Here is an 18,165-nt window from a genome sequence, read left to right as displayed (position 1 = left end):
CCCACACAGAAAGTGAACCTAAATATGCGAATGTTTGGTAAAGCAGGAAAGGCAGCAGCAGTCGCTGCCATCGCGGCACTGGCGCTGACAGCCTGCGGCCGCACGGACAGCGGCTCAAGCAGCAGCACAGCAGGCGGGGAAGCGTTCCCCAAAGACTCGCTGATCGGCGTCGCACTTCCGCAGAAGACCAGTGAGAACTGGGTTCTGGCGGAGAAGCTGTTCAACGATGGCCTCACCAGCGCCGGCTTCAAGGCCGACGTTCAGTTCGCCAACGGCGGCGTGTCCGAGCAGCAGAACCAGATCAGTGCCATGGTCACCAAGGGTGCCAAGGTCATCATCGTGGGAGCCATCGACGGCGCCCAGCTAGGTACGCAGCTTCAGCAGGCCAAGGAGTCCGGCGCCACCGTCATCGCGTACGACCGTCTGCTTCTCAACACCGAGAACGTGGACTACTACGTGGCGTACGACAACTTCAAGGTTGGTGTCCTCCAGGGCCAGGCCCTGCTGGACGGAATGAAGGCCAAGAAGGCTTCCGGCCCGTACAACATCGAGCTCTTTGCCGGTTCCCCGGATGATGCCAACGCGAAGGTCTTCTTTGACGGCGCCATGAGCGTCCTGAAGCCGAAGATCGACGACGGCACCCTCAAGGTCCTGTCCGGCCAGACCTCGTTCGAGCAGGCAGTTACCCAGGGCTGGAAGGCAGAAAATGCCCAGCGTCGCGCTGATACGCTGCTCACCGGCAGCTACGGCACCGCATCCCTGGACGGCGTCCTGTCCCCGAACGACACCCTGGCCCGCGCAGTGCTGACGTCCGTCAAGGCCGCCGGCAAGCCGCTCCCCGTGGTGACCGGCCAGGACTCTGAAGTTGAGTCCGTGAAGTCGATCATTGCAGGCGAGCAGTACTCCACCATCAACAAGGACACCCGCAAGCTCGTTGAGCACGCCATCACCATGGTGAAGGATCTCCAGGCCGGCAAGGAACTGGAAATCAACGACAAGGACTCCTACAAGAACGGCGTCAAGACCGTCCCTGCGTTCCTCCTGCCTCCGCAGATTGTGACGGCAGAGAACGTGAAGACCGCTTACGTCGACGATCCGGTACTCGGCCCGATCACCAAGTAATACAGCTCCACAGAAAGCCCCGGTCCGCCCTTGGCGGGCCGGGGCTTTCGCTTTTCCCAGAGTCCGCTTGTCTCCGAGTCCGCTGCGGAGGCCCCGCCGCTTTCACAGCCCACGCATAGCTTCGGCTGGTGTGCCGCACAGCAGCGCTCAGCAGTCTTGGATCTGCGGCCCACGTCCAGCGGGCCTAACGAAACATGCAGGTCAAGAGGAGAAACGTGAGCGTCCTTGCCCGAAGCGTAGGCAATGCCTTCCGCAACAAAATCAGAACGGCGGCGGTTGTCGCCGTGCTGGCCGTAGCCATCGGCCTGGCATTGTCCATGCTCGTGGCCAACCAGGCCGTGGGTGCCAAGGTCCAGGAGCTCAATGCTTCCGTGGGCACCACGTTGACGGTGAATCCGGCCGGCGGCCAGGGCTTCGAAGGCGGCGGGGAACCGCTGACGACGGCGGAAGCTGAGACTGCGGCATCGGTGGCCAACGTGACATCTGTGGTTGGTACCAAGGCCCTGCGCCTCCAGACGGCCACCACGGATTCGACCACCGGCACTGGCCAGCAGACGGGTCCCGGAGGCGGCTTCGGTCCGGGCGGGCAGCAGGCCTCGGTCAGCACCAACCTGACGGCCGCCGTCGACGCCGGTACGCTCGGCAACCGCAACAACACGAGCGGCACCACGGGCACCACCGGAACCCAGCCCGCGCGCACGCTCCCGATCACCGCCACGGGCATTGGCGCCGAAGTGGACAGCACGGGCAAGGCACTGGACATCACCAGTGGAACCGGGTTGGGCGATTACACCACGTCGGAAGCCAAGGCACTGGTGGGCACCTCCCTTGCGGAGAAGAACAGCCTGACGGTGGGCTCAACGTTCACCATCCAGGACAAGACGTTCACTGTTGCAGGCATCTTCGACGCCGGCACCACGTTCGGCAACAACGCCGTCTACGTCACACTCCCGGAAGCCCAAACCCTGGCTGAGACCCCCGATGAACTCTCCACCATGATCGTCACGGTCAACAGCATGGAGAACGTGGACAGCACCAAGACCGCCGTCCAGGCTGCGCTCGGCACTGACAAGGCCGACGTCACCCAGGGCCAGCGCAACCTCGAAACCGCTGTCAGCTCGCTGGACAGCGTCAAGAACATCTCGCTGATCGCCTTTATCGCTGCCCTCGCCACCGCAGGCATCATCATTCTGCTCATCATGGTCATGCTGGTCCGCGAGCGCCGCCGTGAGATTGGCGTCCTGAAGGCGATCGGTGCCCGCAACCGCACCATCGGCCTGCAGTTCGTGCTGGAGTCCTTGGTTCTGGTGGCCCTGGGAAGCGTGGTGGGTGCCGTGATTGCTTCACTGGCCAGCGGCGGCATCGCGTCCGCGCTCATCAGTTCGAATACCACCACGACGGCGGCCACCACCACCCAGCGCGGCGGCGGTCTTGCCGGGGCCATGCCAAACGGCGCGGTCCCTGGCGGCGGAATGCCCGGCGGTGGTCAGGGAGGTCCGTTCGGTGGGGCTTCCCAGTTGCTCACCTCCGTGACTGCGAGCGTCTCCCCCGGCGTCCTGGCAGCAGGCATCGCCGCGGTGTTCGCGGTGGCCATCATCGGTGCGTTGGTCCCGGCACTGCTGACCGCCCGCATCCGTCCCATCGAAGTACTCCGAGGAGAATAGCCGTGATTGTAGTCAAGGACCTGGTCCGTCAGTTCAAGTCCGGTGACCGGACCATCAAGCCGGTCAACGGCGTCAGCTTCGAACTCGAAAAGGGTTCGCTGGCGTCCATCGTCGGCAAGAGCGGCAGCGGCAAAAGCACGCTGTTGTCCCTCCTGGGTGCGCTGGACAAACCCACCTCCGGCGACGTCGTCGTGGACGGCGTCAGCCTTGCCGGCCTGCCGGACGGCAAGCTGACTGAGTACCGACGCCGGGACATCGGCTTCGTGTTCCAGCAGTTCAACCTGATCCCCAACCTCAGCGCCGTGGACAACGTGATGCTTCCCATGGAGTTCGCCGGTGTCCGCAAAGCGGCCAGGCTGCAGCGCGCCAAGGAACTGCTGGAGCAGGTGCAACTGGATCCGGAGAAGCACTCCCGGCGGACCAACCGGCTCTCCGGTGGCGAGCAGCAGCGTGTGGCCATTGCGCGGGCGCTGGCCAACGAGCCCAAGCTGATCCTCGCCGATGAGCCCACCGGGAACCTGGATGAACAAACCGGTGAGCACATCATTGAACTGCTCAGCTCACTGAGCAGGGACCACAACACCACCATTCTGGTGGTCACCCACGATCGCAGCCTGGCCCAAAAAACGGAACGCTGCTTCCGCCTTCAGCAGGGCAGGCTTACCGAGGAGGTCAGAACCGGATCGCGTCGATGACCTTGACGCGCACCGCCACGAGCGCGGGAATGGCTCCGGCCAGTGCGCCTACAAGGACGGCGGCACCGAATCCGAGCAGGGCGGCGTCGATGGGGAAGGCCGGGTACTCGGTGAGCCCCGGCGCCACCTTCGATTCGATCCAGGGATTCTTCACCACGGCGACTGCCAGCATGACCCCGGCCAGGCCGGCGACTGCGGTGGCCACCACGGATTCCATCATGACGCCCACGAAGATCCGGCCGGACGTGGCTCCGAAGCTGCGCCGGATGCCGATTTCCCTGACCCGGTACCGCACGGTGACCATGGAGATGTTCAGCATCCCCACGGCTCCGAGCAGCAGCACCAGCCCGGCTACGCCGCCAACCATCCACTGGGCCGGCCCCAAAGGATCGCCCCAGGCGGCGTAGTCCATGCGGTCTGCTTGGGCGTAGAAGCCGGGAAACTGGCCCTGGAGGTCGGCGGTAATGGCTGCTTTGAGGGCATCAGCCTGCTCCTCCCCCACCCACATCTTGAACTCGGACATCTGCGGTTCAATGCCCGTCATGGCCGCTCCCTCCGTGAGGATGAAGGCGGCAGGTGGCGTCTCCGGATAGGCGTCAGGCACGACGCCGATGATTACCGCCGTGGCCGGGCGGTCACCTGGGATGCTCACTGTGGGATGGGTGGTCAGGTTGGGCCTGCCGGCCTGGTTGTAGAAGGCCTCGGAAACCACGACGGCGGGTGCCAGCCTTTGGCCGTCGTCGGCGGCGAACCAGCTTCCTTGCTGGAGCGGGACGCGATGGATGACGCCGTAGCCGATGTCCACGATGGTCATGTTCACGCTGGTTACTCCGCGGGGGAACTGGAATCCCGCCTGCGTCTGGCCCACGTGGGTGGAGGTGGTGATGCCGTAACGCTGCTGGATTCCCTGGTAAGCCTTTTCGAGCTTTGCCGGGTCCGGCATGGTGGGGCCGCCGACATTCAGGGACAACGTAGCCACCCTGCCGCCGTTACGCTCCGACTGGACTTTGATGCCCTCGCGGACCAGGCTGCCGACGCCCACCACAGAAGTCAACGCAGCGACAGACAACGCTACCCCAAGGAGTGCCAGGAGGATCCGGACCTTGTTGATGCGAAGTTCCTGCCACGCCTCCACCAGCGTGGAAACAAAGCCGGTCATGCGCTGACTCCCGTTGTTTCAGTTACTGACATGCGGCTCAGGACACCCGCATCCAGGCGGTAGCAGGCACGGGCCAGCGCCGCCACATTGGTGTCGTGGGTGATGGTTACCAGGGCAGCTGCGGTCTCGGTGGCTACGGTATCCAGCAGGGCCATCACCGACTGGCCGGTCTCCACATCCAGGGCGCCTGTGGGCTCATCGGCAAGGATGAGCCGCGGCCTCCGGACCAGGGCACGGGCAATAGCCACGCGCTGCTGTTCACCGCCGGAGAGCATGGTGGGCATGGTGTGGGCACGCGCGGCGAGGCCTACGCGGTCCAGCATGTCCATGGCGATGTCCCGGCGACGCCAGAATTCCCTGCCCTTGGCGTAAAACAACGGGGTGATCACGTTGTCCAAAGCGCTGCGGCCCGGCAAGAGATTGAACTGCTGGAACACAAAGCCCACGGTGGAACCACGGAGCCGGGCGCGGGCGTTGCTGCTCAGCCGGTCAGCGGACTGCCCCAGAAACTCCATTTCCCCTGATGTAGGAATATCCAACAGACCCAGCAGATTGAGCAGCGTCGATTTGCCGCAACCGGAGCGGCCCACAATGGCTGTGTGGTCGCCGCTGCGCACCTCAAGGTCGATGCCCCGGAGGATATGCAGGTGCTGATCGTCCGGCAGGATGACCGAGCGGGTGACTGACCGCAGGCTGACAAGGGTTTCTTTAGGTTCTTCCATGCCTTCAGCCCGCCGGAGCGAATGCTACCTGGCCCGGACCCATGGGGCCCTGGACGGCCGGTGCGCCCGGCACGAACTCCAGAACCTGCTCACCCTCTGCGAGACCGGAGGTCACTTCAACTACAGAACCATCGTTCAGGCCAAGCTGGACTGTGCGTTGCTCGGGCGCTGCGCCCGCTCCTCCCGGACCGGCGATCCAAACGATCCCATCCTTCACGCTGCCCTTTACCGAGGTCAGGGGAACAGTGACAACATCGGGTGCCACACCGGCGCTGACCGTCATGGTGGCTCCCAGACCGGCGAAGACCTCCGGGCCTGCCGGAATCGCGCAGCTAAGGGTTCCCGTAGGGGTCCCGCCCTCTTCAGGCTGGCTCCCACCCCCTGGACCTGCGAGCGCTGCGCCGACGCCCATGCCTGCACCTCCGCCGGTAGCGGCCAAACCGCCCGAGGTGGTGCCGGCGTCGTCGGATGCGTTGTTCTTAAGCGTTACTTCGGTGCACTGGAACGGTGCCGGGCCACCTACCAAGGCGATTTCCGCCGGTCCGGGCTTACCGAGCAGACGGTATTGCTGGGCCGCGGTGACCGAGCCTGCCACCGTGTACGTACCGGGATCGATCTTGCCCACGGCTTCGCCCACCGTGACCTGCTGGTCAATCAGCGTGGTCAACTGCTGCAAGGTTCCTGCGCTCGGAGCGGTGATGTCGAAGTAGTCGTACACCGGCTTTGGCGTGGTGGGGGTGCCGTCCTTGGAGGCAGGCGCGCTGGTGACCGCGCGTTCCGCCTTGATTTGGAAAAGGGCATCTCCCTTGGCAACGGTGGCGCCTTGCTCCACGAAGATCTTGACGACCTTGCCGGCGGAGGTGCTCCGGACGGTCTGGGCGGCGTCACTCTGAACGGTGCCCTTTATTTGCACGGTGTTGGTGACGGTGGCACGTGTGGCCGGGACCACCGGGATGTCCACTTGGGCCAGCGGTGCTGGCTCTGCGGCCGACGATTCGAGGCCATCTACAAAGGCGATCTTGACCAGGGCCACTGCGATAATCGCGAAAACCAACAACCAGGCAACCGGCAAAATGACGCGCCGAAAAGTACCCATCCCTGCTCCATTTCGGTAACTCCCCACAGAACCTCTGCGAGGGATGATGGCCTAAGCCTAGGCGAGGATTTTCGCTGTGCCGGGCATTCGTATGACTTGACAGGGCAGGGTTGACGCTGTTCCGCGGCGGGAGCAATCTGTGAGCAGGGGCAGGAGGTGGCGGGCGTGTCCGCTCACAAGAAAAAAGGGAAAAGGACTCCCTGGCATCGACGCGGCAAGACGTGGATCATTACCGCGGGGGCCATCGCGGCAGCCCTCATCAGCATCATCGCCCTCTGGGACCGGATCATTCCGCCCAATACCGAAGATGTTGCCACCATCGAATCGCTGACCATCGTCAAGCAAACCTCGCTTGCGGCCTTTGCCCCGGCGGACTTGGGCAAGGACCTCACCCTCAGTCCGGCCGCAGCAGCCGTCCATGAGCGGTATTCAGTGAATCTTGCCGCGTCTGCCGGAAGCAAGAAGCCGACGCCCACCACAGTTCCGCCAACCACCACGTCCTCCCCAGCGACGTCTACGGCGACCGTCACCCCCACCATTCCCACGACTCCTGCGACAACTTCCGCCAACCAGAGCACGTCCACGGGCACGTCCACGGGCACGCCCACCGGCACGTCCACCGGCTCGCCCACCGCGGCACACAAGATCACCTCCCGTCCGCCGGAGGAGTATCGCACCGCTGTCAAGGAACAGAAAGTGTTGGAGGGATACGTTCCCGGAGCCCTCATAGTTCTTCCCGCGCTCCTGCCGCCGGTGACCGTCAATGAGGCTGGTGAACTCCTTCCACCGGCCCAGGTGGCAGCAGAACTGGTCAAGGCTCTGGAGGAAGTGCTGGTCATCGACGGCACTCAGGGCAAGGACCCGCTCGGGTGGACTGTAGCGGTCAAGCTGGACCTTGAGGGCCTGGCCCACGTCCCGATGCTGCTCACGTGGTCACTGGATGGCGTTGACGTGTCCGAAAGTTGGAAGGCCGAAAACCTCGCCTACAGAATCCTGGCCACCACGAACCATGACGCCGGGGTCGCGGAAATTTGGATACCGGACCTCGGCAAGCCTGGCGCCTACAACGTCAATGTCAGGCTGACGTTCGAATCGACAGGAACGTTGGCTGACTTGGAGCAGCTGCAACTTCCCAGCTAGCGGCGGCCGGAATGAGAGGATAAAGCGCATGACCCTCCCTATCGCCAAGCCGTGGCTTTTCTCGCAAACCAACCAGGATCCCCGGGCAGCTACGGGCCGGCGTTTGACGTGGGGCGTCGTCTCCACGGGCAACATCGCCAGCAGCGTTTCGCAGGACCTGTCCTTGCTGGAAGACGCCGAGCTGTACGCCGTAAGTTCCCGGACCCAGGCTGCCGCGGATGCGTTCGCCGCTTCGCTTGGCTTCGCCAAGGGATACGGGGACGACGGCGAGGTGCCCGGCTACCAGCGCATGTTCGACGATCCCGCGGTGGACGTGATTTACGTGGCAACTCCCCATGCCCAGCACTTCCAGATCGCATCGGCCGCCTTGCGTGCCGGCAAGCACGTGCTCTGTGAGAAGGCGTTGACCATCAACGCCCGTGAAGCCACCGAGCTGGTGAAACTGGCCAAGGACAACAAGGTGTTCTTCATGGAGGCCGTGTGGAGCCGCTTCCTGCCCAGCATGCAGCGGGCCTTTGCGATTGCCGCGTCCGGGGAGCTCGGCGGGATCCAGTGGGTCAGCGCCGACCTCGGCTTCCCGGCACCGTACGATCCCTCTGCGCGGATCTGGGCTGTGAATGACGGCGGCGGCGCACTCCTGGACCTCACTGTCTACCCGTTGTTGTGGCCTTTGGGAACGTTGGGATTCCCGCAGTCAGTCACGGCGATCGGCACCCTGAACGAGGACGGCGTGGACACTCAGAACGCACTGACGCTTGGCTACGCCAACGGTGCCCAAGCACAGCTGACGTCCTCCCTCATGGCGCACGGACCGAGGACCGCTACGGTTGCCGGTGGGCTGGGTTTCCTGCAGACCGTGGGTTCAGTAAACAACCCCCGCGAGCTGATGATCCGGGTTGGCTGGGACGAGCCGCGCCACGAACGCTTCGAGGTGGTGGGCATCGGCTACACCTTCGAGCTCCGCGAGGTGACGCGCTGCGTACAGCAGGGCCTCACAGAAAGCCCTGTCATGCCCTTGGAGGACTCCGTCAACGTCATGCGCTTGTTCGATGGCGTGCGGTCCCAGCTGGGCATCCGGTACCCCAACGATGCCCGGTGAGTTGAAGACTCGGCTAGTGTACGCTCGGCGGGTTGACCCGGCCGGGCGCGTGCCGCCGTCGTGAGTTAACCCAGCTGCGTTAACGCCCCTGGCGGGCCGGTTGCCGCGCAAGTTTCCGGTCCAGCGACAGCGCGCCAGGACCCAGGAACACGAAGGCCACGGAGATGGCTGCGTAGATGATCAGGAGCTCGGCCGTGACGCCCGCCTTGTCCGTGAGCAGGGGCTTGCCCGCTTCCGTCACGAACCAGATCCCGGCGAACATGATCGCCGCCAGGAAACCGGCCACGCGGGTCAGGGCACCAAGGACCAGCAGCAGGCCGAGGCCCAGTTCACCGGCGATCACCAGCCACGCGACGACCTCGGGCTTTTGCACGCCCATGGCAGCAACCGAGGCGGAGAACGCAGCATGACCGGCCATGAGCTTCTGGAAGCCGTGAACCATGATGAGCGCGCCAAACACCACGCGCAGGATGGTGACGCCGCGGGCGGAGGACTTGGGAGACGGGTGAAGGAATTTCACGGGTTCCAATCTTCCATGTCCGCGTCCCCACAGCCAACCCGGCGGGTGCTTTAGGAAATCAAGGCGGGAATGTCCTTCACACCGTCCAGGATGTGGTGGTGCGGGTGTGCGGCAAGGTCTTCGCGGCCCAGCTTGCCCGTCAGGACACCGACGGCCGTGACGCCGGCGTTGGTGGCGGCGGCGAGATCGTTCACGGTGTCGCCTGCAGCAATCACGGCACGGACATCCTGGACGCCTGTCAGCTCCATGGCCCGGTGGATCATATGGGGCGCGGGGCGGCCCGCGGCTACTTCATCGGAACACACGACGGCGTCCAGCAAGTCGTCGTCGCCGACGCTCCAGCCCAGCCGCTTCAGAAGGGGAACGGCGACGTCGCGTGAGAAGCCGGTGGTCAGCGCTACCTTGATGCCTTGGTTGCGGAGTGCGCGGAACGCGTCTTCCACGCCTTCCAAGGCGATCGGCGGGTTGGCGTCGTAGAACTCCACCAGCAACTCCTTGAACCGGACGAAGGCGGCAGCCACAACTTCCGGGGTAGCCGCTCCCCCACCGGCTTCAATCAGGGCCGTGATGGCCTCCACCTTGTCAGCACCCATCCATTCCTGCACGGCTTCCGGGGTAGTGGCTGCGCCGGTCTCTTCAACGCAGCGGGCCAGGGCAACGTAGACGTCGCCGTGTTCGTCGATGGTGGTTCCGGCCATATCGCAGGCAACAAGCTTGATCATGGGGTGGCTCCTTCGGTGTGGATGCGGACCAGGGCGGCCCTGCGTTCCACGGTGTTGTCGATGGTGAAGTTTGTGAGCGCCGGCAGGTAGCGGTCCTCGGAGTATTCGAGGGGCTGGCCATCGCCGGAGCGTGTGATGCGGCGTTCCCGCAGCAGCGGAATGCCTTCAGGCTGTTCCAGGAGTTCGGCGTCCTCGTCGCTGGCCGCCACGGCGTCGATGGTGTGCCGTGCGCTGTGCAGGTCCACGCCCTGGTCCTTGAGGAACGCGAAGATGGACCCGGAGTCAGTGTCGAAGTCGAACAGTTTCCGGCCCACCTCCAGGATGAACGTGGTGCGTTCGATCATGGCCGGGGCTTGATCCAGGTAGCGGACACGCAAGACCTCCACCACGGTGGTTCCCGGCATCAGTCCAAGGGCCTCGGCGGCTTCCGGACTGGCTTCGCGGCGCGCCACTTCCAGGGTCCGTTGGCCGGGCTTCTTGCCGATGCCGGTGGCCCATTCCGTGAAGGAGTTGAACGTGGAGAACGACTGTGACGGCACGGACGATCGGACCATGGGAGGACGGCCCCGGCCGCCGGTTACCGCGCCTTCCGAACGGAGGAACGCCAAGGCTTGGCGGATGGGGCCGCGCGATGTGCCGAACTCCCTGCACAGATCCGCCTCGCTGGGCAGCTGATAGCCCGGCGGCCATTCGCCGTCAGTGATGCGGCGCATGAATTCCTCGCTCAGCCTGACATGGAGGGGTGCGTTCTGCTGTGTGCTCACCAGTTGATAATACAAGTCACCTCTGGCGAAAACACCGGTTTTGAGAGGCCACAGATGAACTTGGAGTGAACTCAAATGAACAGACGTTAAATTCAGATTAACTTGTATATACAAGTGCCAATCTGGCTTGATCCAGCGGGTTTTCGCCGCCAAGGTCAATGGTGTGAACAACGCAAGAACCTCCCCCACACCGTTCAACAGCAGCGCCGGCCAGTCCACCGACATCGTGATTGTCGGCGCTGGCATCGTTGGCTTGGCACATGCCGCGCACGCTGTTGCCAATGGTCTGACCGTCACCGTCATTGACCGCGACCACCACGCCGCAGGCGCCTCCGTCCGCAACTTTGGCCACTGCTGCATCACCGCCCAGTCCGGTGAACTGTACGAGCTCGCGCTGACCTCCCGGAAGTACTGGCTCGAGTTCGCCGAACAGGCCGGCTTTTGGGCTTCGGAGGCCGGAGCCGTAGTCCTGGCCCGCACGGAAGCCGAAATGAACGTCCTGCGCGAACTCTCCGCAGTCCGCGAGCCGGGCCAAGTGGAACTGCTCTCCCCCGCCGGGACCCGGAACCGCTTGGGTGCCGCCGTCTCCGGTGCAGACAAAACGCACGACGACGGCACTCACCACGGCGCATGGCCCGGCCTCGTAGGTGGCGCCTTCCTCCGGGACGACCTCCGCGTCGATCCCCGCACCACAGTGGCGAAGTTAGCCGAATGGCTCAGCCGGCAGCCCGGCGTCGAACTTCACTGGAACACTGCAGCGCTGGGCTTCGCGCAGGACAGCCAGGGCGTGACTGTCCAGACGTCGCGCGGAGAGCTTCATGCCGGGCAGGTGTTCGTGTGCGTCGGCCATGACGTGGACTACTTGTTCCCGGACCTTGCTGCTGAGCACCGGATCCAGCGTTGTGCATTGCAGATGTCATTGGCCGCCAAACCGTCGGGCGTCGAGTTCGCTCCGGCTGTCCTCACCGCAACGTCCATGCTCCGGTACCCGGCGTTCACTGATATGCCTGCCGCTGCCGCGCTCCGCTCCGAGGTGCTGGAGAACCAGCCCGAGCTGCTGGAGATCGGCGCCAACGTCATGTTCACCCAGCGCCCCGACGGCACCGTGATCCTGGGCGACTCGCACCACTACCACCGCACGGCCGATCCGTTCCTGGACGAGTCCGTGACCACCGCGCTCAACACCGAAATCTCGGGCCGGATTGGCACGCAGTTGGAGATCATCCAGCGCTGGCAAGGCGTCTATGCGTCTTCTGATGTGGCACCGATCCTGGTCCGCGAGATCCAGCCCGGCGTCACGGTGGTGTCCGTGACCTCCGGCGTTGGTATGACCCTGTCCTTCGGCTTGGCACACCGCAACGTGTCGCACCTGTACTGATTTCCCCTTCTCCCCTCCCTCCCTTCGCATAAGGATCCCCATGAAAACCTCGCTCTTCACCGGTTCTGCGCTTGCCCTTGCCACTGCCCTGGCGCTGACGGCCTGTGGCGGCTCGGCACAGTCCTCCCCCGAAGCCACGAGTGCTACCTGCCCCAATGGCGAGATCAAGTTCGGCATTGAGCCCTACGAGGACCCGGCCAAACTCAAGCCCGCCTACGACGTCCTGGCCGCGGCGCTCTCCAAGAAGCTTCAATGCCCGGTCAGCGTGCAGGTGGTTGAGGACTACGCCGCCGAGGTCCTGGCCATGCGCAACGGCAAGCTGGATCTGGGCCAGTTCGGCCCGCTGGGCTATGTGTTTGCTGATGCCAAGGCCGGTGCCGAGCCGCTGGTTTCCTTCGGCACTGCCGACAAGGAACTCAGCACATACACCGCCGGGATCTGGGTTCCCAAGGACAGCGCGATTCAGGCCATTGGCGATCTCAAGGGCGAATCGCTGGCGTTGGGAAGCGTCGGTTCCACCTCGGGTGATGTCCTTCCCCGCTTCGGCCTCCGTGAAGCAGGCATCGCCGACGCCGACCTCAAGATGGACTACACCGGCGGCCACCCCGAAGCCTTGTTGGCCTTGACCAACGGCAAGGTGGACGCTGCCGAGATCAACTCCCAGACGCTGGCCACAGCAATCGCAGCAGGCACCTTCGCCAAGGACGACTTCCGCCAGGTCTGGACCTCCGAGCCCATCCCCAATGATCCGATCACTGTGCGCGGCGACGCCGATCCCGCCTTCAAGAAAGCTGTCCAGGATGCATTCCTGAGTCTCGATCCCGCTGACGTCGCCAAGGTGGGCGAGTTCCTGGACGTCACCCCTCCAGGCCCGCTGCTGGAGGTCACCAAGGACAACTACACGCCGCTGTTCGAACTCGCCGATACCATGGGCCTCACCGAGAAGGACCTGTAATGCTGCTCTCCGTCCAGGGCTTACGCAAGTCCTTCAGTGGCCGGACCGTCCTTCAGGGAGTGGACTTCTCCGTAGCCGCGGGTGAGCTTGTTGCCTTCCTCGGCGCCAACGGCTCGGGCAAGTCCACCACGCTGCGCTGCGTCATGGGCATCACCGCCCCGGATTCGGGCAGCATCAGCATTGATGGGGCGGCGCTGGATTCCCTGCAAGGCCGTGAGCTGCAACAGGCCCGGCAACGGATGGCCATGATCTTCCAGAAGATTCATCTGGTTCCCCGCCGCACTGCTCTGGACAATGTCTGCGCCGGTGCCCTCGCCCGCATCCCCACGGCCCGGTCCCTCACGCCGATGCTGTTCCCTGCGGACGTGCAGCAGGAAGCCCTCGACTGCCTGGACCGCGTTGGTTTGGCAGACCGTGCTTTCGATCGCGTCGGCCGTCTCTCCGGCGGACAGCAGCAGCGCGTGGCCGTAGCCCGGGCGCTGTGCCAGCGCGCCGACGTCGTACTGGCCGATGAGCCCGTCTCAGCCCTGGACCCGCATGCGGCCGAGCAAGTCATGGCACTGCTGCGCGAACTCGCCCATTCGGAAGGCCTGGCGGTGGCTGCGGTGCTGCACCAGCCCGATCTTGCTCTGCGGTACGCGGACAGGTCCATCGGGCTGCTTCAGGGCTCCATGACCTTCGACCTCCCCTCCACAGAAGTCACCGCCCAGCACCTCGACACTCTGTACGCCCCGGACAGGAACATTGCAGCATGACACCCCAGACCCTGACCCCAGCCGTCGCACGCAGGGACACAACCGCAAAAAGCCGCGTGGCACTTGTCCGCCCCAAGAAGCCGCTGCGGTGGATCACGACGACGGCAGTGGCTGCCGCCGTCGTCGGCCTTCACGCCGTGGCCATCGAAGGCACGGACTTCAAACCCGAACTGCTCGTCGACGGTTGGAAGGGCATGGCTGCATTTATCGGTGATGCCTTCCCACCGGACCTCAGCTGGGAGAAGACCATCCGGCCTGGGTTGGAAGCCACCCTGGTGACCCTGTGGATTGGCCTGTTGGGGACCACGCTGTCCGTGCCGTTCGCCCTGTTGCTCGCGGCGCTGGCAGCGGAGAACACCAGCCCGCACCGTTTGGTTTATCAGGTGGCGCGTTCTGTCTTGTCGTTTTTCCGGGCCGTGCCGGACATCGTGTTCGCACTGATCTTCGTCACCGCCGTGGGACTTGGACCGTTCGCGGGCGTGCTCGCGCTGATCTGCCACAACACCGGTGTGATGGGCAAACTCTGGGCCGAGTCGATGGAGGAGATCGATGCCGGACCGCAGGAGGCACTCCGGACTGCGGGCGCAAACAGGATCCAGCAGGTAGCCAATGCCACGCTGCCCATGGTGGTCCCTCAATTCGTGGGCCTGCTGCTCTACCGCTTCGACGTCAATGTGCGCTCGTCTCTGGTCCTGGGCCTGGTGGGAGCCGGTGGCATCGGGCTCTTGATCAACCAGTCCATCAAGTCGTTCCAGTTCGACTCCATGCTGACGCACATCCTGATAGTGCTGGTGCTGATCATCGTGGTGGACCAGTTCTCCGCGTGGATTCGACGGCGCCTGGCTGCGTAACCCGGACTGGCGGACCCAACCAGTTTGGTGAATGGGGGCAGAATGGGAGGTGGCCCTGTTTCGGGGGTCGCTTTTTACGAGGGTCACGGTGGACGGAGCAGGCATGCAGGTTGACGTTGTAGTTGTTGGCGGAGGAGCCATGGGATCGGCTGCCGCCTGGCAACTGGCCCGGTCCGGCCGCTCCGTGGTCCTGCTGGAGCAGTTCGAGGCAGGCCACCACATCGGCGCTTCGCACGGCGCCACCCGCAACTTCAACACCGCGTACGCGGAGGCCGACTACCTTGACCTCCTGGCTGAGTCCAAGACGCTGTGGGACGAACTCGCGGCCGAGAACGGTGCGCCGCTCCTGGACTTGGTGGGGCTGGCCAACCACGGCAACGTCCCCCGCCTTCGAGAGGTCCGGGAAGCGCACGAGGCACGGGGCATCGAGAGCTACTTCATTTCGGCCGACGAAGCCGCCAACCGCTGGCAAGGCATGAACTTTGCCACCGACGTCCTGTTTGTTCCAGGCTCCGGCCGGATCCGCTCAGCTGATGCTTTGGTGGCACTCCGTAAGTCTGCGGAGTCGCACGGCGCCATCTTCAAATACTCCACGCCGGTCCGGGACATCCGCATCGATGGCGCTGAATCGGTAGTTGTGGTGACGGAGGAAACCGAATACACGGCGAACCGTGTGGTGGTGACGGCCGGCGCCTGGACACCCAAGGTCCTCAAAGACCTCGCCAAACTGCCGGCACTTGTGGTGACCCAGGAGCAGCCCGCGCACTTCACCCCAACGGACAACACGCTGGTCTGGCCGAGCTTCAACCACAATCCGGACCCCGACCCGAACAACGAACTCTACGAGTACTGGTACAGCCCCGTTTACGGAATGCTCACCCCCGGCGAAGGCGTCAAAGCTGGCTGGCACGGCGTCGGCCCCGTCATGGATCCCGACGAGCGCACTTTTGAGCCCATCCCCCACCAGATGGAAGCATTGGTGCGGTACGCGGAAGAGTGGCTTCCCGGCGTCGACCCTTCCACGGCGGTTCCCATCAGCTGCACCTACACCACCACGCCCACTGAGGATTTTGTGCTGGACCGCTTCGGTCCGCTGGTGGTGGGCGCGGGTTTCTCCGGTCACGGATTCAAGTTCACGCCCGCCATTGGCCGGGTGCTGAAGGACATCGTCGACGGCGGCGTGGCACCGGATCGGTTCCACGCGGAGCGCTAAATCAATACTTAAAGCAACTGGCCCGCAGGCAATGCCTGCGGGCCAGTTTGCTATGCCGTGACTACTTCTTCAGGGTCTCGAGGACCTTGTTGAACGTAGCCGACGGGCGCATGATCTCAGCGGCCTTGGCGGCGTCCGGACGGTAGTAACCGCCCAGCTCGACGGCGGGACCCTGGACTGCGGCCAGCTCACCGACGATTGTTTCCTCGTTGGAGGTCAGGGCTTCCGCGATGGCTGCGAAGTCCTTGGCCAGCTCTGCATCTTCGCTCTGCTTTGCCAGTTCCTGGGCCCAGTACGTGGCCAGGTAGAAGTGGCTGCCGCGGTTGTCCAGCTCGCCAACGCTGCGGCGCGGGGACTTGTTTTCCAGCAGGAACGTACCCGTTGCGCGGTCCAGCGTGTCAGCCAGGACCTGTGCGCGGGCGTTGCCCGTGGTGGTGGCAAGGTGCTCGAAGCTGACGGCCAAGGCAAGGAACTCGCCCAAGCTGTCCCAGCGGAGGTGGTTTTCCTTGACCAGCTGCTGGACGTGCTTGGGAGCGGAACCACCGGCGCCGGTCTCGAACAGGCCGCCACCGTTGATCAGCGGAACGATGGAGAGCATCTTGGCGCTGGTGCCGAGCTCGAGGATCGGGAACAGGTCCGTGAGGTAGTCGCGGAGGACGTTACCGGTGACGGAGATGGTGTCCTCACCCTTGCGGATGCGCTCCAAGGTGAAGGCCGTGGCCTCGACCGGGGAAAGGATCTTGATCTCCAGGCCTTCGGTGTCGTGTTCCTTGAGGTACTCGTTGACCTTGGCGATGAGGTTGGCATCGTGGGCGCGGGTCTCGTCCAGCCAGAACACAGCCGGAGTCTGGGATGCGCGGGCACGGGTAACGGCCAGCTTGACCCAGTCGCGGACCGGGACATCCTTGGTCTGGCATGCGCGCCAGATGTCGCCCGGGAAGACCTGGTGCTCGGTGAGGACGTTGCCCTTGCTGTCCACCAGCTGGACGGTGCCGGCTGCCTGGATCTCGAACGTCTTGTCGTGGCTGCCGTATTCTTCGGCTGCCTGCGCCATGAGGCCCACGTTGGGAACGGTGCCCATGGTGGTGGGGTCGAACGCACCGTTGGCACGGCAGTCATCCAGGACAACCTGGTAGATGCCGGCGTAGGAGCTGTCCGGGATCACAGCCAGGGTGTCGGCTTCCTTGCCGTCCGGGCCCCACATGTGGCCGGAGGAACGGATCATGGCCGGCATGGAGGCGTCAACAATGATGTCCGACGGGACGTGCAGGCTGGTGATGCCCTTGTCCGAGTCAACCATGGCCAGCGCGGGACCGTCTTCGAGGCCCTTGGTGATGGCTGCCTTGACGCCTTCGCGGACGTCTTCCGGCAGCTCTTCCAGGCCGCTGAGGATGGCAGCGAGGCCGTTGTTCGGGCTGATGCCTGCGGCTGCGAGCTGCTTGCCGTAGGTGTCGAACAGCTCGGAGAAGTAAGCCTTGACCACGTGGCCGAAGATGATGGGATCGGAGACCTTCATCATGGTGGCCTTCAGGTGTGCGGAAAAGAGGATGCCCTCTTCCTTGGCACGGGCAACCTGTGCCTTGAGGAACTCATCCAAGGCGTCAGCGCGGAGCACTGTGGCGTCCACAACTTCGCCGGCCAGGACGGGGAAGTCCTTCTTGAGGACCTTGGTGGTGCCGTCCTCGCGGACCAACTGGATGGTCAGGGAATCGTCAGCCTTGAGGACAACGGACTTCTCGTTGGAGCGGAAGTCGTTCTCGCCCATGGTGGCAACGTTGGTCTTGGACTCGGCCGTCCAGGCACCCATGGAGTGCGGGTTCTGGCGGGCGTAGTTCTTCACGGACAGGGGCGCGCGGCGGTCCGAGTTGCCTTCGCGCAGCACCGGGTTCACAGCGGAGCCCTTGATTTTGTCGTAGCGCGAGCGGATGTCCGTCTCGGTGTCCGAGGAGGGGTTGTCCGGGTAGTCCGGGAGGGCGTAGCCCTGGGCCTGGAGCTCGGCGATGGCAGCCTTGAGCTGCGGAACGGAGGCGCTGATGTTGGGCAGCTTGATGATGTTGGCTTCCGGCTGCTTTGCCAGTTCACCAAGTTCGGCAAGGGCGTTGCCCGTGCGCTGCTCTTCGGTCAGGAAATCGCCGAAGACGGCGATGATGCGGCCGGCCAGCGAAATGTCGCGGGTCTCCACCTCTACACCTGCGGTTGAGGCATACGCTTCCACAATCGGCAGGAATGAGTAGGTTGCCAGCATCGGCGCTTCGTCTGTGTGGGTATAGATAATCTTGGCCATTGGCGGGGTTCTCCCTGAAAGTCTGC

General features: G+C 64.2%; 17 protein-coding genes. 10 read left to right on the top strand and 7 right to left on the bottom strand.

Annotated elements, in window-relative coordinates:
- The first annotated feature begins 24 nt into the window (after window positions 1–24).
- From BLW08_RS01375 to BLW08_RS01365, 3 genes are all read left to right on the top strand, one after another.
- Window positions 25–1,122 carry a substrate-binding domain-containing protein gene (locus BLW08_RS01375; protein WP_090820029.1) on the top strand — a complete coding sequence of 366 codons (1,098 nt, stop codon included), beginning with the start codon at window positions 25–27 and terminating at the stop codon, window positions 1,120–1,122.
- A 215-nt stretch (window positions 1,123–1,337) separates the two neighbouring features.
- Window positions 1,338–2,786 (top strand): ABC transporter permease, encoded by a 1,449-nt coding sequence (locus tag BLW08_RS01370; RefSeq protein ID WP_091322958.1) that lies wholly within the window; start codon window positions 1,338–1,340, stop codon window positions 2,784–2,786.
- Between the two features lie 2 nt (window positions 2,787–2,788).
- On the top strand, window positions 2,789–3,481 hold the full coding sequence (locus BLW08_RS01365) for an ABC transporter ATP-binding protein (RefSeq protein ID WP_024820032.1): 693 nt from the start codon (window positions 2,789–2,791) through the stop codon (window positions 3,479–3,481).
- On the opposite strand, the gene BLW08_RS01360 is transcribed toward BLW08_RS01365, so the two are convergent.
- From BLW08_RS01360 to BLW08_RS01350, 3 genes are read right to left on the bottom strand one after another with little or no spacing between them, the layout of a single operon-like run.
- Entirely contained in the window at window positions 3,459–4,640 is a 1,182-nt protein-coding gene (locus tag BLW08_RS01360) for an ABC transporter permease (protein ID WP_091322956.1), read from the bottom strand. The genes BLW08_RS01365 and BLW08_RS01360 overlap by 23 nt on opposite strands.
- Window positions 4,637–5,362: an ABC transporter ATP-binding protein gene (locus BLW08_RS01355; protein ID WP_090820044.1), complete on the bottom strand. Its 726-nt coding sequence runs from the start codon at window positions 5,360–5,362 to the stop codon at window positions 4,637–4,639. The genes BLW08_RS01360 and BLW08_RS01355 overlap by 4 nt, the downstream gene beginning before the upstream one ends.
- A gap of 4 nt (window positions 5,363–5,366) precedes the next feature.
- Entirely contained in the window at window positions 5,367–6,458 is a 1,092-nt protein-coding gene (locus tag BLW08_RS01350; protein WP_091322954.1) for an efflux RND transporter periplasmic adaptor subunit, read from the bottom strand.
- Between the two features lie 165 nt (window positions 6,459–6,623).
- On the opposite strand from BLW08_RS01350, the gene BLW08_RS01345 reads away from it, so the two are divergent.
- Together BLW08_RS01345 and BLW08_RS01340 are read left to right on the top strand one after the other, a co-directional pair.
- Complete coding sequence (locus BLW08_RS01345) at window positions 6,624–7,598, top strand: hypothetical protein (RefSeq protein WP_091322952.1); 975 nt, start codon at window positions 6,624–6,626, stop codon at window positions 7,596–7,598.
- A 28-nt stretch (window positions 7,599–7,626) separates the two neighbouring features.
- Window positions 7,627–8,697 carry a Gfo/Idh/MocA family protein gene (locus BLW08_RS01340; protein ID WP_091322951.1) on the top strand — a complete coding sequence of 357 codons (1,071 nt, stop codon included), beginning with the start codon at window positions 7,627–7,629 and terminating at the stop codon, window positions 8,695–8,697.
- 79 nt (window positions 8,698–8,776) lie between these two features.
- On the opposite strand, the gene BLW08_RS01335 is transcribed toward BLW08_RS01340, so the two are convergent.
- Genes BLW08_RS01335 through BLW08_RS01325 form a run of 3 tightly spaced genes read right to left on the bottom strand, consistent with a single transcriptional unit; the run spans window position 8,777 to window position 10,703 of the window.
- Window positions 8,777–9,217 (bottom strand): DoxX family protein, encoded by a 441-nt coding sequence (locus tag BLW08_RS01335; protein WP_091322949.1) that lies wholly within the window; start codon window positions 9,215–9,217, stop codon window positions 8,777–8,779.
- Window positions 9,218–9,267: 50 nt separating this feature from the next.
- Window positions 9,268–9,939: a phosphonatase-like hydrolase gene (locus tag BLW08_RS01330; protein WP_091322947.1), complete on the bottom strand. Its 672-nt coding sequence runs from the start codon at window positions 9,937–9,939 to the stop codon at window positions 9,268–9,270.
- Complete coding sequence (locus BLW08_RS01325; protein WP_091323293.1) at window positions 9,936–10,703, bottom strand: GntR family transcriptional regulator; 768 nt, start codon at window positions 10,701–10,703, stop codon at window positions 9,936–9,938. The genes BLW08_RS01330 and BLW08_RS01325 overlap by 4 nt, the downstream gene beginning before the upstream one ends.
- Window positions 10,704–10,866: 163 nt before the next feature.
- On the opposite strand from BLW08_RS01325, the gene BLW08_RS01320 reads away from it, so the two are divergent.
- The 5 genes from BLW08_RS01320 to BLW08_RS01300 all read left to right on the top strand — a co-directional run bounded on the left by BLW08_RS01320 (window position 10,867) and on the right by BLW08_RS01300 (window position 15,855).
- Window positions 10,867–12,081 carry a TIGR03364 family FAD-dependent oxidoreductase gene (locus BLW08_RS01320; RefSeq protein WP_091323291.1) on the top strand — a complete coding sequence of 405 codons (1,215 nt, stop codon included), beginning with the start codon at window positions 10,867–10,869 and terminating at the stop codon, window positions 12,079–12,081.
- A 40-nt stretch (window positions 12,082–12,121) separates the two neighbouring features.
- Window positions 12,122–13,036, top strand: a complete 915-nt coding sequence (locus tag BLW08_RS01315) for a phosphate/phosphite/phosphonate ABC transporter substrate-binding protein (protein ID WP_091322946.1) — start codon at window positions 12,122–12,124, stop codon at window positions 13,034–13,036.
- The gene (locus tag BLW08_RS01310) at window positions 13,036–13,791 is read left to right on the top strand and encodes a phosphonate ABC transporter ATP-binding protein (protein ID WP_091322944.1); all 756 of its coding nucleotides are present in this window, start codon (window positions 13,036–13,038) and stop codon (window positions 13,789–13,791) included. Before BLW08_RS01315 ends, BLW08_RS01310 begins: the two co-directional genes overlap by 1 nt.
- Entirely contained in the window at window positions 13,788–14,642 is an 855-nt protein-coding gene (gene phnE / locus BLW08_RS01305) for a phosphonate ABC transporter, permease protein PhnE (protein WP_090820067.1), read from the top strand. Before BLW08_RS01310 ends, phnE begins: the two co-directional genes overlap by 4 nt.
- A gap of 103 nt (window positions 14,643–14,745) precedes the next feature.
- Window positions 14,746–15,855, top strand: a complete 1,110-nt coding sequence (locus BLW08_RS01300; protein WP_090820070.1) for an FAD-dependent oxidoreductase — start codon at window positions 14,746–14,748, stop codon at window positions 15,853–15,855.
- Window positions 15,856–15,916: 61 nt separating this feature from the next.
- Here BLW08_RS01300 and BLW08_RS01295 read toward each other — a convergent pair whose 3' ends face one another.
- On the bottom strand, window positions 15,917–18,139 hold the full coding sequence (locus BLW08_RS01295) for an NADP-dependent isocitrate dehydrogenase (protein ID WP_091322941.1): 2,223 nt from the start codon (window positions 18,137–18,139) through the stop codon (window positions 15,917–15,919).
- Window positions 18,140–18,165: the final 26 nt, after the last annotated feature.

Origin of the sequence: Arthrobacter sp. cf158 (genome assembly GCF_900106835.1) — a bacterium.
In the GTDB taxonomy this organism is placed as follows: Bacteria; Actinomycetota; Actinomycetes; order Actinomycetales; family Micrococcaceae; genus Arthrobacter.
The sequence above is the reverse complement of the archived record's forward strand: the minus strand, read 5'-3'. Positions and strand labels throughout refer to the sequence as shown.

Excerpts from the sequence above, each read along its gene's own strand:
- BLW08_RS01375 (WP_090820029.1), top strand. The coding sequence starts at position 25 with ATGCGAATGTTTGGTAAAGCAGGAAAGGCAGCAGCAGTCGCTGCCATC.
- BLW08_RS01360 (WP_091322956.1), bottom strand. The coding sequence starts at position 4,640 with ATGACCGGCTTTGTTTCCACGCTGGTGGAGGCGTGGCAGGAACTTCGC.
- BLW08_RS01355 (WP_090820044.1), bottom strand. The coding sequence starts at position 5,362 with ATGGAAGAACCTAAAGAAACCCTTGTCAGCCTGCGGTCAGTCACCCGC.
- BLW08_RS01350 (WP_091322954.1), bottom strand. The coding sequence starts at position 6,458 with ATGGGTACTTTTCGGCGCGTCATTTTGCCGGTTGCCTGGTTGTTGGTT.
- BLW08_RS01340 (WP_091322951.1), top strand. The coding sequence starts at position 7,627 with ATGACCCTCCCTATCGCCAAGCCGTGGCTTTTCTCGCAAACCAACCAG.
- BLW08_RS01330 (WP_091322947.1), bottom strand. The coding sequence starts at position 9,939 with ATGATCAAGCTTGTTGCCTGCGATATGGCCGGAACCACCATCGACGAA.
- BLW08_RS01315 (WP_091322946.1), top strand. The coding sequence starts at position 12,122 with ATGAAAACCTCGCTCTTCACCGGTTCTGCGCTTGCCCTTGCCACTGCC.
- BLW08_RS01310 (WP_091322944.1), top strand. The coding sequence starts at position 13,036 with ATGCTGCTCTCCGTCCAGGGCTTACGCAAGTCCTTCAGTGGCCGGACC.
- phnE (WP_090820067.1), top strand. The coding sequence starts at position 13,788 with ATGACACCCCAGACCCTGACCCCAGCCGTCGCACGCAGGGACACAACC.
- BLW08_RS01300 (WP_090820070.1), top strand. The coding sequence starts at position 14,746 with ATGCAGGTTGACGTTGTAGTTGTTGGCGGAGGAGCCATGGGATCGGCT.
- BLW08_RS01295 (WP_091322941.1), bottom strand. The coding sequence starts at position 18,139 with ATGGCCAAGATTATCTATACCCACACAGACGAAGCGCCGATGCTGGCA.